The following is a 13,811-nucleotide window of genomic DNA, read 5'->3' as shown; positions in this document are numbered from 1 at the left end:
AGTCTCAGTCTTCGGATTCTTCGGTCGAATCCGGGGCGCCTTCGCCCGGCGCGCGCGGCTTGCGCTTGCCCGGCTTGGCCACCACCTCGACGTAGAACTGCGTGCCGGCCTCCTTGACCACACCGTCGATCAGCCCGGTAATGGCGGAAAGGTGGACGACTTCGGCCGATTCTTCGGCCGTGCCGAACTTGCAATCGAAGTCCCAGAAGTCCGAGCCTTCGGGCAGAACGCGCCGGCGTTCACGCTTGATGTACTTGCGAATCTCGTGCTTGATGGCTTCGAGGTGACGGTCGGGGTGCTTGCCCTCGACCTGAAGCTGAAAGGTTTTTCTCATGGGTGATGGTAACCAATGGCCCCCGGCTGTCCTGTGTACAGTCGGCGGCTCTATTGAAAGCAGGTGAAAAATATGGCGCGCGCGAACGACTGGGCAAGCAAGGTGATGGCATTGATCAACGGTGGCAACCCCAGCGCGGCCATTGCACAGATCAAGGTGGCGCCCACGGTCAAGGACCTGAAGGCGCTGCAGACCATCATGACGCTGTCCAAGATGAAAGGCCGCTATCCGAACGTGGACGCGGCCGTGGCGGACAACCTGAACCTGCTGGCAGCGCCCCGGCTGCACCGCTCCCCTTGATGGCCTGAGCGTTACAGCGCCTGGCCGAGGCGCTTGACGCCTTCCTCGATCCTGGCCACGTCGGCCGTGGCAAAGCTCAGGCGCAGGGTGGCCACGTCGGGGTTCTCGGCGAAGAACGGCGCGCCGGGCACGAAGGCCACCAGCTTCTCGATCGCCCGCTTGGCCAGCACGTTGGCATCGGCCAGCTTGCCGTTGGCGCCGGTCAGGCGCGCCCAGAAGAACAAGCCGCCGTGGGGCTGCGTGAAGCTCACCGCATCGCCCAGTTCGCGCTTCAGCGCAGCGCCCATGGCCTGGGCGCGCTGGCCGTACACCTCGCGCACATGCGCCAGCGTGCCGGGCATGCGCCCGCTCTTGAGGTACTGCGCGGCTGTGGCCTGCGCGAAAGTGCTGGTGTGCGCGTCGCTGAACTGCTTGCACATGGTGGCCTTGGCCAGCAACTCGGCCGGCGCGATCATCCAGCCGATGCGCAGGCCCGGGCTCAGCACCTTGCTCAGGCTGCCGCAGTGGGCAATGAGCTCTCGGCTGCCGGGCACGTCCTTGGCGAGCGCCAGGATCGACGGCGGCGGCGCCTCACCGAAGTACAGGTCGCCGTAGGGGTCGTCTTCCACCACGAGCGTCTGGTACTTCACGGCCAGTTCCAGCACCTTCTTGCGGCGCTCCAGGCTCAGCATGGCGCCGCTGGGGTTGCCGAAGGTGGGGATCAGGTAGACGAACTTGGGCTTGTGCTCGGCGATGAGCTTTTCCAGCTCGTCGGTCTTCACGCCGTTCTCGTCGATGGGCGCGCTGATGAGCTGCGCGCCGTACAGGCGGAAGCACTGGATGGTGGCCAGGAAGGTTGGGCCTTCGACGATCACCTTGTCGCCGGGCGAGATCATGGTCTTGCCCAGCAGGTCGAGCGCCTGCTGGCTGCCGGTGGTGACGATCAGGCCGCTGGGGTCCACGTCCACGCCCTTGGTCTTCATGAAAGCGCTGAGCTGCGTGCGCAGCGGCTCGTAGCCTTCGGTGGCACCGTATTGCAGCGCGCCACCGGGTTCCTCGGTGAGCGCCTTCTGGCTCGCCTCCCTGAGGCCCTCGACGTCGAACATGGCGCTGTCCGGAAAGCCGCCCGCGAAACTGATGATGCCGGGCGTGCCCAGCAGCTTGAAGAGTTCGCGGATGGCGGAGGTTTCGACGTTGTCGAGGCGGGAGGCGAATTGCATGGTCAGGCTCACTTTCTGGGCGACATTGTCGCGAAACCCGCGGGCAATAAAGCTGCGTAGGGCCATGTCCTTTCAACGATATATTGCGCTACAGCCGACCCCCGCCCCATGAAAAAAGACAACATCCCCCTCTTCTTCGCCACCCTGCAGGCGGCCAACCCCGAGCCCCGGACCGAACTCGAATACTCCACGCCCTTCGAACTGCTGGCCGCCGTGCTGCTCTCCGCGCAGGCCACCGACGTGGGCGTGAACAAGGCCACCGCCAGGCTGTTTCCGGTGGCGAACACGCCGCAGGCCATCTACGACCTGGGCGTGGAAGGGCTCGAGGACTACATCAAGACCATCGGCCTGTACCGCAGCAAGGCCAAGCACCTGATCGAGACCTGCCGCATGCTGGTGGAGCTGCACGGCGGCGAGGTGCCGCGCACGCGCGCCGAGCTGGAAGCCCTGCCCGGCGTGGGCCGCAAGACCGCCAACGTGGTACTGAACGTGGCCTTCGGCGAGGCGACCATCGCGGTCGACACGCACATCTTCCGCATGGGCAACCGCACCGGCCTGGCGCCGGGCAAGACGACGCTGGAGGTGGAACTCAAGCTCGAGAAGCGTGTGCCCCCGGAATACCGCCTGCACGCGCACCACTGGCTGATATTGCACGGGCGCTACGTGTGCGTGGCGCGCAAGCCGCGTTGCTGGGAGTGTGCGGTGCACACTTTCTGCGCCTACAAGCCAAAGACGCCCGCGCCCAAGACGACATGACCGGCATGACCGGCATGACCGGCATGACCGGCAAGACCGGCAAGACCACCCCGCAAAGAATGACGACACAGACAAAGCACTCCTCGACGCTGCTTGCCGCCGCAACGCTGGCAGCCCTGCTCCCGGCCGCGGCCTGGGCGCAGCCAACTGCCGGCCTGCAGCCCGACGCCATGGCGCTCTACGGCGGGCGCTGGTCCACCGCCTGCGCCGACGCTTCCGCGCCCACGTTGCAGGTGCGCCAGGACATGCTGATCGCCGAAAGCGGCAAGCGCCGCGTGGTCGGCCGTGCGCCGCAAACGGCCTACAGCTTCTTCGGCAACAGCCCGCCGCCGGCCGGCTTCGACGTGGCGCTGATCAGCGAGGCCCCCAAGGCGGGCGTCATGACCTTCCTGGTCTACCGCGACGCGCGCGGCCAGTCGATCACGCTGGACGCCGACAAGCCCGTTGCCGGCCAGCTCGGTCCCGAGATGATGAAGCTGCGCTACTGGCGCTGCGACGGCGCCGCCCGCGCGGCGCCCCCGCCCGCCGAGGCCCCGGCCGCCAAGGCGCCGCCGCCGCCCACCGGCAGCCCCGCCGCCCTGGCGCAGGGCCCCGCCATGCAGAAGGCCTGGCGCGCCGCGCTCGGCGCGCGCGAGAACGACCGCTGGCTGGTGCGCCGCGAAGGCCCGGCACCCGAGGCGCAATGGGTCACGGTCGAGGGCACGCGCTACCTGCTGCACGCCTTCTGCAAGCCGCACGACTGCTACGACAACAACGCCGTCGCCCTGTACGACCAGGGCTCGGGCCGCATCTACGGGCTGGTGCAGCGCGACGGGCGCAACCGCCTGGTCGGCACGCCGCCGGCCGCGCTGGCACCGCAACTGGAAAAGCTCTGGCGCGAGCAGTGGCGCCAGAAGAACTTAACTGAACTGAACTGAACTGAACTGAACTGAACTGAACTCAACCGGATGAAGGCTCAGCGCAGCTTGAACATGCTGACCGCATCGACCAGCCCCGCGGCCTGATCGTTCATCGACTGCGCGGCGGCCGAGGCCTCCTCCACCAGCGCCGCGTTCTGCTGCGTGGTGCGGTCCATCTGCTTGATGGCGTCGTTGACCTGCTCGATGCCCGTCGACTGCTCCTGGCTGGCCGAGGTGATCTCGGCCATGATGTCCGTCACCCGCCGCACGCTGCCCATGATTTCTTCCATGGTCTTGCCGGCCTCGTTGACCAGCGCGCTGCCCGCGTGAACCTCGCTCACCGAGTCGCCGATCAGCGTCTTGATTTCCTTGGCCGCCGCCGCCGAGCGCTGGGCCAGGTTGCGCACCTCCGAGGCCACCACGGCAAAGCCGCGCCCCTGCTCGCCGGCGCGGGCCGCCTCCACGGCCGCATTCAGCGCCAGGATGTTGGTCTGGAACGAAATGCCGTCGATCACGCCGATGATCTCCACCACCTTGCGGGACGACGCATTGATCGACGCCATCTTCTCCACCACCTGGTCGACCACCGCGCCGCCGCGCGACGCCACCTGGGAGGCCGAGTCGGCCAGCTGGTTGGCCAGGCGCGCGTTGTCCGCGTTCTGCTTCACGGTGGACGTGAGCTCCTGCATGGACGCCGCCGTCTGCTCCAGCGAGCTGGCCTGCTCCTCGGTGCGCGACGACAGGTCGCGGTTGCCCGTGGCAATCTGGCCCGACGCCGTGGCGATGGAATCGGTGCCCGCGCGCACCTGCCCGACCACCTTGGCCAGTTCGTCGTTCATGGAGCGCAGCGCGTTCATCAGCAGGCCGGACTCCGACCTGTCGGCCACCTCGATGCGCGCCGTCAGGTCGCCGGAGGCCACCTGCTGCGCGACCGTCACCGCCTGGCCGAGCGGCACGGTGATGGAGCGCGTCATGCGGAACGCCAGCAGCAGCCCGCCCACCAGCGACGCGCCGCTGATCGACAGGATGATCCACTTGGCCCGCTGGTAGGCCGCCTGGGCGGACCCCGCACTGTCGTCGGCGCTTTTCTTCAGCAGTTGCTGGAAGGTGGTGACATGCGCCAGCACCTGGTTGAGCAGCGGCATGCATTCCTGCGTCAGCACCTTGACCGCTGCCTCGGTCTGGTTCGAGGTCGCCAGCGTCAGCACCCTGGTGGCGATGGGCAGGTACTGCGCCTCCAGCGCACGCAGCCTCTCCAGCATCTGGCGCTCCTCGGCACTGGCCGAGCCCGCGTCGGCCATGACCGTGGCCAGGTTCTGCAGTCCGTTGTCGATCTCGCGCTGGGAGCGCGCCACCAGGTCGACGTCGCCCTTCTGCGCGGCCGGATCCGTCACCAGGGCCAGGTTGCGCGCCGCAATGGCCCGCTTGCCGATGGCCGACTGCACGTTGTTCAGCTGGTCGAGCTTGCGCGCCCCCACCTCGGTCGCGAACGCGATGCGCTCCGACAGGTTCGCCATCTCGTGCAGGCCGATGCCCGCGATGACGAGTTGCAACAACAGCAACAGAGAAAAGCCCAGTCCCAGGCGGGCGCCGATTTTGAGATTCGAGAGATCGAACATGTGCAGGACTCCATGGTGGTTCATCACGTCATCGACGGCCCTTCCACGTTGCACCCCACCCTTAATGGGCGGGGTGGGCAAACCCTCGAACATGGGATACATATGGCCTGCGGGATGAATGAGAATCCGGGGCTGATGCAAGCTGCCCGCCCCCCCGGAATACCCTCCCTGCGCACCCGAAGCCGCCGCCTGCTGGCGCGTCACGGCCTGCTCGCCCGGCTGTCCGCGCCGGACTACCGCCGCTGCATCGTGCTGCAGGCGCCCGCCGGCTTCGGCAAGAGTTCGCTGTTGCTCACCTGGCAGCGCGAACTCGTGGCCGCAGGCACCGACATCGCCTGGGTGAAGCTGGCCAGCCTCGCGGAGGGCGACCTGCATTTCATGACGGCGCTCATGGCAGCCCTGGCCGCGGTCGACCCCGCCATTCCCCGGCACGCCGTGGCACACGCCCGCCCCGACGCCGACGCGATCGAGCGGCTGGTCATCGCGCTGGTGCGCGGCATTGCAGCCCATGGCCGCAAGCTCGTGCTGATCGTGGACGACGTGCACAGCGCACACAGCGAGAACGTGCTGAACGCCCTGCAACTGCTCGTCGCGTACGCACCGCCGAACCTGCGCTGTGTCTTTGCCAGCCGGGACAGCCTGCCGACAACGCTGGCGCCGGCCCCGGGGTCGAACAGCGCGCTGGAACTGCGCAGCGACGACCTGCGCTTCAGCCTGCCGGAATCGATCGACTACCTGCGGATGCGCCTGCCCGACATCGACGAGCGCACCGCCTCGGCCATCCATCGCCTGAGCCAGGGGTGGCCGGGCCTGCTGCGGCTGGCGAGCGCCGTGTTGCGCCGCCGGCGCGGCACGCAGCCGCTGTTGCCGCCGCCCGAGGGCATGGCCGAGCTCGCGCCGTTTGCCGCGTATTTCGCCGCTCATGTCTTTCCCCGGCTCTCCGCGACGCAGCTGCGCCTGCTCACGCTGTGCGCCGCCCCCACCCGCTTCAGCGCATCGCTGTGCGCCGAGTTGGCCGGCGCCGGATACGGTGCGTCGCTGTGCGCGGAGTTGCTTGCCCCTCTGGCGCGCGACGGCCTCTTGTCGGTCGTGCCGCAAAGCCCGGCCGGCGAGCGCTGGTGGCAACTGCACCCGCTGCTGCGCCGCGTGCTGCTGGCGCGCCTGGCGTCGTGGCCCGAGGCCGAGCGCCTGAGGCTGCATGCGAAGGCCTGGCCGCCGCTCGCGGTCAGGGGCATGCATCACCAGGCCGTGCGGCACGCGCTGGCCGCGAACGACACGCAGACGGCCCTCAGGCTGGCCGAGCGCGGCGCGGCAGCGCTGTTCGTCCAGGGCCAGGTGGTCGAAGCCATCGCCCTGGTGCGCCAACTCGACCCCGCGACGCTGGAAGGCAACGCCAACCTGCGGCTGTGGACGGCCTGGGTCGCGCTGGCCGACTACCGGCTGGACGACTGCGCGCGCAGCATCGCCCGGCTGCGCGCGGCGCCGGAAGAGCTCGCGCCCGCCATGCGCTACCGGCTGACCCTGCTCGACTGCCTGCTCGCGATTCGGCACGACGACAGCGACGCGCTTGCGCAGCAGCTCCCCGAGCTGCTGGCACCGCCGGCGGCCGCCGACGAATTCTCCCGGGCCGGCCGGCGCAACGTGCTGACCTGGCTGCATCTGCGCAACGGCGAGTTCGAGCGGGCGCGGCAGATCCAGCACGACGAACCGATGGCCACGGTCGACGGCGAGCCCGTCGTCGAAACGCTGTTCGGCTCGCTGGTGGGCCAGTGCCTGATCGGCCTGTCCTACGCCATCGAAGGCCAGATGCACCGCGCGGAACGCATCTACCGCAACGTGCTGCGCGAGATGCAGGAACGCGGCACGCGCTGCGCAGAGGCGGCGCGGCTGACGGCCCAGTTGCTGGCCGAGGTGCTGTACGAACAGCAAGGCCCCGTGGTGGCCGCGCGTTTCCTCGAGGAACAGCCGGGCACGCAGCACGGGCTGATCCCCGACACCACGCTGCGGATGATCATCGTGTCGAACCGCGCGCAGCAGGCCGCCGGCCGTTGGGGCGAAGCCCTGGCCCACCTCGGGCAGTCTGCGAGCCTCCTGCGGCGCCTGGGGCTGGACCACGCGCTGGCCTGCGTGCTGCTCGAGCAGCTTCGGATCCAGCTGGCGCGCCACGACGCCGATGCGGCCCGGGTGTCCCTGCAGGACATCGAGGCGCTGCATGCCCGGCGTCCGGGCGCCGAATCGAGCGCCTTGCGGCAGGTGGCCGATGTGCTGGAGCAGGCGCGCATCCGCATGGCCATGCACGAGGGCCAGCCGGCCGCCCTGCAGTTGGCGCTGTCGAAGATCGAGGCCCTGGCGCAGCGCTACAGGCAGCGCGGCCAGGTCGGCCTGGTCACCGCCCTGCAGCTGCAGGCGGCCGAGGTCGAGCGCCGGCTCGGGCGCGCCGAGGCTTCGTGCGCGCGCGTCCGGGCGGCCCTTCGCATGGGTCACCGGCTGGGCCTGATGCAGACCCTGCTGGGCGCCCACGACAACGCATTGCACTTGATCCAGGCCACGCGCACGGTGCCCAGCCTCGACCCCGTGCTGGTGTTCTTCATCGAGCGCATCGAGGCGCTGGCGCGGTCGCAGCGCGACGAACACACCGCACCGCCGGCCGTGCGCTTTCAGGACGACCGAGGCCTGACCCGGCTGCTCACGCTGCGCGAGGCCGAAATTGCCGAGTTGCTGGTGCAACCGATGCCGAACAAGAAGATCGCGCTCACGCTCGGCCTGTCGCTGGACACGGTGAAGTGGCACCTGAAGAACATCTACCTGAAGCTCGACGCGCACGGGCGCGACGCCGTGGCCGAACGCATGCGGCTGGAACGCGGGCACAACGGCAAGTAGCCGCCGCGACGTCAGTGCGTCAGTGGCCGGGCGAATCGTCGAAAGTGAGCCAGCCGCCGAAGGCGAGCTCGCCCGCAGGCCAGTCGGCAGCCGCTTGGGCGCAGCGAACGCCGCGCTGCAGCAGTGTCACGGCGCGCAGCACGCCTGCATGCGTGACCCACAGCGCATCGCCTTCGCCGGCCAGCCATTCGTCGTGCGCGGCGGCCACGCGCTGCATGAAGGCGCGCACGCTCTCGCCGTGGGCGCCGGCGGGTGCGTCGGCGAAATCGGCCGTCCATGCCTCGAGGTCTTCCCGCGGAATGGCCGACCATGGCCGGCCCTCCCAGGCGCCGAAGTTCATCTCTGCCAGGCGGGCGTCGTGCTGCACAGACAGGTCGGGACGCAGCGCCGCGATGGCATCGGCCAGTTCGGCGCAGCGCCGCAGCGGCGAACTGCGCAGGCGGAGCCCGGCGGGCAGCAAGGGCGCGATGCGCTGCGCGGCCTCCAGCGTGGCCTGCGCGTGCGCCTGGAGGTTCGTGGCGCCGTAGCAGAGGCCGGGTTCGGCCACCACCGGCGCATGGCGCTGGAGCCAGAGCGTTCTTCGGGGGAGGCTCATGCGTGCCAGGCCAGCGCGAGGTAGATCGCCAGCTCGCAGACCTGCTGGGTCGCGCCGAGGCCGTCGCCGGTGAAGCCCTGCAGCCGCCGAATGAACAGCCGCGCCATCCAGCCCGCCGCCACCACCGCCGCAAGCAGGGCCGCGCCCACGTGCGCCGCGCCGTGCGCGCACAGCAGCAACGCCACGGCCGGGACCGCCCACATGAAGGCAATGCACAGCGCGCCCCGGCTGATCGCGTCCGCCAGCGGCTTCGCCTTGCTCGCCCCGCTGTCGCCCACATAGGGCAGCCAGCGGATCAGGAACAGCGGCATCAGCCGCGACAGCACATGCGCGCCGACTATGGCCACGGCCGCCGCCTGCCACCCGCGGGTGGCCAGCGCGGCGAGCAGCGCGAACTTCAGGCCCAGCGCCAGCACCAGCGCCACCGCGCCGAAGGCGCCGATGCGCGAGTCCTTCATGATCTCCAGCGCCCGGTCGCGGTTCGCGGAACCGCCCAGGCCGTCGGCCACGTCGGCCAGCCCGTCTTCATGGAAGGCGCCGGTCAGCATCACCGTGGCCACGGTGCTCAGCACGGCGGCCGCCAATGCGCCCGCCACGCCGGGCAAGCCCATGCCCACCCCCACGAACACCAGCGCCGCCACCGCGCCCACCAGCCAGCCGATGCCGGGCAGGTGCGCAGCGCTGGCGCGCAGCATCTGCGGGCTGAAGCCGACCCACGCCGCAAGCGGCCCGGTGACGGGCACGCGGGTGAAGAACTGCAGCGCCAGAAGAAAGTGGCGAACGCCGTTCATCGATGGCATCCGGCCTCAGGCGTCCTTGCGCGACACGCCCGCCGCCTCGAAGCTGGCCATCTCGCGCAGGATGCGGCAGGCCGATTCGAGCAGCGGCCACACCAGCGCCCCGCCCGAGCCTTCGCCCAGGCGCAGGTCGAGGTGCAGCAGCGGGTCGAGTTCCAGATGCGCCAGCAGCAGCGCGTGGCCCGGTTCGGCCGAGCAATGCGCCGCCACGCAGCGCTGCACCACATGGGGCTGCAGCGCCTGCGCCACCAGCACGGCCGAGCTCGCGATGAAGCCGTCGAGCACGATCACGCGGCGCTCCTCGGCGGCCTGCAGCACCGCACCCACCAGCGTCGCGATCTCGAAACCGCCGAAGGCGGCCAGTGCGTCCAGCGGGGCCACGGCCGATGCGTGCAACGCGAGCACCTGGCGCAGCACCTCGCGCTTGCGCTGCAGGCCGGCCGCATCCAGCCCGGTGCCGGCGCCGATGCAGGCGTCCAGGTCCAGCCCGCCCAGCCGCGCCAGCAGCAGTGCCGCCGAGGAGCTGTTGCCGATGCCCATTTCGCCCAGCAGCAGCGCATTGCCCGGCAGCGCGCGCACCACCTCGCGCCCGTTGGCGATGGCCTGTGCGCATTGCGCCGCGCTCATGGCGGGGCCGGCCGACGCATCGGCGGTGCCTTCGGCGATGCGGCGCGACACCAGCCCGGGCCGGGGCTGGAAGTCGCGCCGTACGCCGCAGTCGACCACCGTGAGCGTCAGGCCGTGCTGGCGCGCGAGCACGCTCACCGCCGCGCCGCCGGCCAGGAAGTTCTCGACCATCTGCCAGGTCACGTCGCTCGGGTAGGCCGAGACACCGCGCGCCGCCAGCCCGTGGTCGCCCGCGCACACCAGCATCTGCGGGGCATGGAGCACCGGTTGCTCGCTGCCGAGGATGGCGCCGATGCGCAGGGCCAGCGTTTCGAGCCGGCCGAGCGCGCCCTGCGGCTTGGTCTTGTTGTCGAGCGCGCTTTGCAGCCGGGCGGCCAGCGCCGCGTCGGTGAGGTCGGGAATGGTGGGGATGAAGTCGGTCATGCAATCAGTCCGGCAAGCACGCCGGCGTCGAAGTGGGTGTCGATGAAATCGGCCAGGCCGTCGAAGGTGGCGTCCAGCGTGGGCGCGGACGCGCCGAACAGCGCCTGCAGCGCGCCCGGGTCCTCGAACAGGCCGTGAAGGTAAATGCCCAGCACATTGCCGCGCGTGTTCTGCCAGGCCAGCCCGTCGGGCATCACGGCCTGGCCGGCCTGCGCCATCTGCGGGTGCTCGGCGGTCTGGCCGTGGTGAATCTCGTAGCCGGTCACGCTCACGCCCGACAACGCGCCCCACACGCCGTTCAGCGCGCCGAAGCGTTCGGCGCGGTGGCGCACCGTTTTCTCGCGCGCGAACACCGTCACCAGCGGCAGCAGGCCGAGCCCCGGCGCATTGCCGTCGATGCCGTGCGGATCGACCAGCGCCTCGCCCAGCATCTGCAGCCCGCCGCAGATGCCCAGCACCGCGCCGCCGCGTTCGGCATGCGCGGCCACGGCGCGGTCCAGCCCCTGCGCGCGCAGCCAGGCCAGGTCACCGCTGGTGTGCTTGGAGCCGGGCAGCACGATCCAGTCGGCGCCAGCCACGTCGGCCGGCGTGCGTGCCCAGACCAGCCGCACGCCGGGCACGTTCTTCAATGCCTGGAACTCGTCGAGGTTGCTGATGCGCGGGCAGGCCACCACCGCCACCGTGCGGGTGACGGCGCCGCTGGCCCGGCTTCGGTCGTCGAACACGCCGTCTTCCTCGGGCAGGCCGTGCTGCCACCACATGGGCAGCGTGGCCATGGTGGGCACGCCGGTCAGTTCCTGCAATTGCTGCGGCGCCGGCGCCAGCAGCGAGGCGTCGCCGCGAAATTTGTTGAGCACAAAGCCGCGCAGCAACGCACGGTCGGCCTCCGGCAGCAGCGCCCATGTGCCGTAAAGGTGCGCGAAGGCGCCGCCGCGGTCGATGTCGGTGGCCAGCAGGCAGCGCGCCTGGGCGTGGCGGGCGATGCGCATGTTGACGATGTCGCTGGCCATCAGGTTGATCTCGGCCGGCGAGCCGGCGCCTTCGATCACCACCACGTCGTTCTCGGCACGCAGCTCGTCCAGCGCCTGCGCGATCTGCGGCCACACCCGCTGGCTGCGGCCGCGCCAGGGCAAGGCCGAGAGTTCCTCGCTCACCTGCCCCATCAGCACCACCTGGCTGTGGGTGTCGCGCTCGGGCTTGAGCAGCAGCGGGTTCATTCGCACGTCGGGCACGGCGTTGGCGGCCAGGGCCTGAAAGTACTGGGCGCTGCCGATTTCGCCGCCGCCCACCACGCGGGCGTTGTTGCTCATGTTCTGCGCCTTGAAGGGCGCCACTTTCAGGCCCCGGCGCGCATACCAGCGGCACAGCGCCGTGGCCAGCCAGCTCTTGCCGGCCCCGCTGGTGGTGCCCAGGACCATGACGCACTGCGCCGGCCCGCTTTTCGCCTTTGAACTCATCGGCGGATTGTCGTTGAGCCGGATTCAGCGCAATGGAGACAGACGAAATGCGACATTTTTCACACCGCAAGCGTTGTAAACGCCGTCGGCAAATCCAAAAGTCCTCCAGGTGCGTACACAGAACACCACACAGACAACCCATTGCATCCAGGGACCCATGCCAGCCTTGAACGATTTGGCCCTTGCCGTCGAAGAACGTGAACCCGGCCAGTTTTTCTGGACCCTCCTCGAAGCCCACCATGGCGGGGAGTCGTCCGAAACGCTCGACTACCGCGTCTACCGCGCCGCCACGAAACCGCAGACCAGCTATTCCAACGCCCTGGCCATGGGCGTGTCGGAGCTCAAGAAAATAAGCGCCACCGCAAACCCAGCCGGCAACGACTGAGCCTGCGGCGGCGCAAAGACCGCCTTGCGGCGTTCAGGCTTTCAATCTCTCAAGTACGAACCGCTCAGCGCGCCGCCACCGTCTGCGCGGGCGCATCCCAGCCCCCGCCGATGGCGCGGATCAGGCCCACGGCGGCCTGGTACTGCGCCGACTTCACCTGCAGCGCCTGGCGGCGGTTGCGCAGCTCGCTGCGGCGCGCGTCCAGCAGGTCGAGCTGGCTGATGTAGCCGTTGCGGTAGCGCGTGTCCGACAGGCTGGTGGCGCGCTGCGCCGAGGTCACGGCCTGCGCCTGCACCACCGACTGCTCCTGCAGGATGCGGATGGCCGACAGCTGGTCTTCGACCTCCTGGAACGCCACCAGCACCTGGGTGCGGTAGCTGGCCAGCGCGCCGTCGAGCTGCGCATTGGCGCCCTGCACGCCCGCCTCGCGGCGCCCGCCGTCGAAGATCGGCAGCGACAGCAGCGCACCCACGCCCCATGAGCGGGCCGACCACTTGAACAGGTCGCCGATTTCGGGCGAGGCATAGCCGGCGGCGCCGGTCAGCGAGATGTCCGGAAACCAGGCCGTTTGCGCCACGCCCACGCGGGCCTGCGCGGCCAGCACGGCGCTCTGCGCGGCCGACACGTCGGGCCGGCGCGTGAGCACCGTGCCGGGAACGCCCGGCGGGATGGACGGCAGCGCTGTCGCCCATTCGTCGCTGCGCAGCCCGAAGCTGGAGGCCGAATCGCCCACCAGCACGGCCAGCGCGTGCTCCACCTGGGCGCGCTGGCGGTCGAGTGCCAGCGCATCCGATTCGGTCGACGACACCTCGGTCTGCACGCGCGCCACGTCGAGCTCGGCGATGTCGCCGGCCTGCTCGCGGCGCTGCGTCAGGCGCAGCGTGTCGCGGTAGGCCTCGACCTGTTCGCGCACCAGGGCACGCTCGGCGTCGAGCGCGCGCAGCTGCAGGTAGGTCTGCGCCACCTCGGCCTGCACCGCCAGGCGCGTGCTCTGCAGCAGCGCCTCGCGGCCGGCCGCGTCCAGCTTGGCCGCGTTGCTGGCGCCCGAGAGGCGACCGAACAGGTCGACCTCATAGGAGAAGGTGGCGCCGATGTTGGTCATCGTCGCCGGGCGGGTGCTGGCGGTGGCTTTGTCCAGCCCCGCGCCGCGGTTGGCACCGGCCCCCAGGCCGATCTGCGGCAGGCGGTCGGCGTTGGCGCTGCGCGCCAGCGCGCGGGCCTCGGCCAGCCGCGCGGCCGCGGCCTGGATGTTGTTGTTGTTCACGTCGGCCTTCTCGACCAGCGCATTGAGCGCCGGGTCGTTGAACGCCAGCCACCAGGCGCCGCGCGCCTGCGCCTCGGCAGGCAGGGCCCGCGTGAAGCCGGCGGGCGGCGTGGCGCCCTGCTCCTTGAACTGGGCCGTGGTCGTGATTTCGGGTACGCCCGAGGGCACGGTGGCACAGCCGGCCAGCACCAGGGCGGCCATCAGCGGCAGCAGCGCCGTGCGAAACGCGTGAAGAGGCTTCTTCACCAAAGGTTGTACTGAGAATTTCATGATCAG

13 protein-coding genes are annotated in these 13,811 nt (G+C 70.0%); 5 read left to right on the top strand and 8 right to left on the bottom strand.

Annotated features, from left to right (window positions below; genetic code table 11):
• Window positions 1-4: 4 nt before the first annotated feature.
• Window positions 5-334, bottom strand: coding sequence for a DUF6172 family protein (locus ACSFBM_RS06660; protein WP_435435952.1), 330 nt, complete (start codon window positions 332-334; stop codon window positions 5-7).
• A gap of 72 nt (window positions 335-406) precedes the next feature.
• Here ACSFBM_RS06660 and ACSFBM_RS06655 point away from each other — a divergent pair, with 72 nt between their 5' ends.
• Complete coding sequence (locus tag ACSFBM_RS06655; RefSeq protein WP_435435951.1) at window positions 407-634, top strand: hypothetical protein; 228 nt, start codon at window positions 407-409, stop codon at window positions 632-634.
• Window positions 635-645: 11 nt separating this feature from the next.
• Here the strand turns inward: ACSFBM_RS06655 and ACSFBM_RS06650 are convergent, their stop codons facing one another.
• Entirely contained in the window at window positions 646-1,833 is a 1,188-nt protein-coding gene (locus tag ACSFBM_RS06650) for an aminotransferase-like domain-containing protein (protein ID WP_435483656.1), read from the bottom strand.
• A gap of 108 nt (window positions 1,834-1,941) precedes the next feature.
• On the opposite strand from ACSFBM_RS06650, the gene nth reads away from it, so the two are divergent.
• Window positions 1,942-2,589, top strand: coding sequence for an endonuclease III (gene nth / locus ACSFBM_RS06645; protein ID WP_435483655.1), 648 nt, complete (start codon window positions 1,942-1,944; stop codon window positions 2,587-2,589).
• Window positions 2,586-3,506 (top strand): Ivy family c-type lysozyme inhibitor, encoded by a 921-nt coding sequence (locus ACSFBM_RS06640; RefSeq protein ID WP_435483654.1) that lies wholly within the window; start codon window positions 2,586-2,588, stop codon window positions 3,504-3,506. The genes nth and ACSFBM_RS06640 overlap by 4 nt, the downstream gene beginning before the upstream one ends.
• 38 nt (window positions 3,507-3,544) lie before the next feature.
• Here the strand turns inward: ACSFBM_RS06640 and ACSFBM_RS06635 are convergent, their stop codons facing one another.
• A complete protein-coding gene (locus ACSFBM_RS06635; protein WP_435483653.1) occupies window positions 3,545-5,107 on the bottom strand; it encodes a methyl-accepting chemotaxis protein in 1,563 nt (520 codons plus the stop codon).
• A 135-nt stretch (window positions 5,108-5,242) separates the two neighbouring features.
• Here ACSFBM_RS06635 and ACSFBM_RS06630 point away from each other — a divergent pair, with 135 nt between their 5' ends.
• Window positions 5,243-7,987, top strand: coding sequence for a helix-turn-helix transcriptional regulator (locus tag ACSFBM_RS06630; protein WP_435483652.1), 2,745 nt, complete (start codon window positions 5,243-5,245; stop codon window positions 7,985-7,987).
• Window positions 7,988-8,006: 19 nt separating this feature from the next.
• Here the strand turns inward: ACSFBM_RS06630 and ACSFBM_RS06625 are convergent, their stop codons facing one another.
• Genes ACSFBM_RS06625 through ACSFBM_RS06610 form a run of 4 tightly spaced genes read right to left on the bottom strand, consistent with a single transcriptional unit; the run spans window position 8,007 to window position 11,886 of the window.
• Window positions 8,007-8,582, bottom strand: a complete 576-nt coding sequence (locus ACSFBM_RS06625) for a histidine phosphatase family protein (protein ID WP_435483651.1) — start codon at window positions 8,580-8,582, stop codon at window positions 8,007-8,009.
• Entirely contained in the window at window positions 8,579-9,373 is a 795-nt protein-coding gene (locus ACSFBM_RS06620; protein WP_435483650.1) for an adenosylcobinamide-GDP ribazoletransferase, read from the bottom strand. The genes ACSFBM_RS06625 and ACSFBM_RS06620 overlap by 4 nt, the downstream gene beginning before the upstream one ends.
• A 15-nt stretch (window positions 9,374-9,388) precedes the next feature.
• On the bottom strand, window positions 9,389-10,429 hold the full coding sequence (gene cobT, locus ACSFBM_RS06615; RefSeq protein WP_435483649.1) for a nicotinate-nucleotide--dimethylbenzimidazole phosphoribosyltransferase: 1,041 nt from the start codon (window positions 10,427-10,429) through the stop codon (window positions 9,389-9,391).
• Window positions 10,426-11,886 (bottom strand): cobyric acid synthase, encoded by a 1,461-nt coding sequence (locus tag ACSFBM_RS06610; RefSeq protein WP_435483648.1) that lies wholly within the window; start codon window positions 11,884-11,886, stop codon window positions 10,426-10,428. Before ACSFBM_RS06610 ends, cobT begins: the two co-directional genes overlap by 4 nt.
• A gap of 157 nt (window positions 11,887-12,043) precedes the next feature.
• Here ACSFBM_RS06610 and ACSFBM_RS06605 point away from each other — a divergent pair, with 157 nt between their 5' ends.
• Window positions 12,044-12,271: a hypothetical protein gene (locus ACSFBM_RS06605; protein WP_435483647.1), complete on the top strand. Its 228-nt coding sequence runs from the start codon at window positions 12,044-12,046 to the stop codon at window positions 12,269-12,271.
• 64 nt (window positions 12,272-12,335) lie between these two features.
• Here ACSFBM_RS06605 and ACSFBM_RS06600 read toward each other — a convergent pair whose 3' ends face one another.
• A complete protein-coding gene (locus ACSFBM_RS06600) occupies window positions 12,336-13,805 on the bottom strand; it encodes an efflux transporter outer membrane subunit (protein WP_435483646.1) in 1,470 nt (489 codons plus the stop codon).
• Window positions 13,806-13,811 lie beyond the last annotated feature (6 nt).

It is taken from the genome of Variovorax pasteuri (assembly GCF_051216435.1).
GTDB lineage: Bacteria > Pseudomonadota > Gammaproteobacteria > Burkholderiales > Burkholderiaceae_C > Variovorax.
This window is presented reverse-complemented; position numbering and strand designations above follow the sequence as displayed.

Bases quoted from the DNA above. Each gene is read 5' to 3' on its own strand.
- ACSFBM_RS06610 (WP_435483648.1), bottom strand. From the start codon at position 11,886: ATGAGTTCAAAGGCGAAAAGCGGGCCGGCGCAGTGCGTCATGGTCCTG.
- ACSFBM_RS06650 (WP_435483656.1), bottom strand. From the start codon at position 1,833: ATGCAATTCGCCTCCCGCCTCGACAACGTCGAAACCTCCGCCATCCGC.
- ACSFBM_RS06625 (WP_435483651.1), bottom strand. From the start codon at position 8,582: ATGAGCCTCCCCCGAAGAACGCTCTGGCTCCAGCGCCATGCGCCGGTG.
- ACSFBM_RS06620 (WP_435483650.1), bottom strand. From the start codon at position 9,373: ATGAACGGCGTTCGCCACTTTCTTCTGGCGCTGCAGTTCTTCACCCGC.
- ACSFBM_RS06655 (WP_435435951.1), top strand. From the start codon at position 407: ATGGCGCGCGCGAACGACTGGGCAAGCAAGGTGATGGCATTGATCAAC.
- nth (WP_435483655.1), top strand. From the start codon at position 1,942: ATGAAAAAAGACAACATCCCCCTCTTCTTCGCCACCCTGCAGGCGGCC.
- ACSFBM_RS06630 (WP_435483652.1), top strand. From the start codon at position 5,243: ATGCAAGCTGCCCGCCCCCCCGGAATACCCTCCCTGCGCACCCGAAGC.
- cobT (WP_435483649.1), bottom strand. From the start codon at position 10,429: ATGACCGACTTCATCCCCACCATTCCCGACCTCACCGACGCGGCGCTG.
- ACSFBM_RS06605 (WP_435483647.1), top strand. From the start codon at position 12,044: ATGCCAGCCTTGAACGATTTGGCCCTTGCCGTCGAAGAACGTGAACCC.
- ACSFBM_RS06635 (WP_435483653.1), bottom strand. From the start codon at position 5,107: ATGTTCGATCTCTCGAATCTCAAAATCGGCGCCCGCCTGGGACTGGGC.
- ACSFBM_RS06660 (WP_435435952.1), bottom strand. From the start codon at position 334: ATGAGAAAAACCTTTCAGCTTCAGGTCGAGGGCAAGCACCCCGACCGT.
- ACSFBM_RS06640 (WP_435483654.1), top strand. From the start codon at position 2,586: ATGACCGGCATGACCGGCATGACCGGCATGACCGGCAAGACCGGCAAG.
- ACSFBM_RS06600 (WP_435483646.1), bottom strand. From the start codon at position 13,805: ATGAAATTCTCAGTACAACCTTTGGTGAAGAAGCCTCTTCACGCGTTT.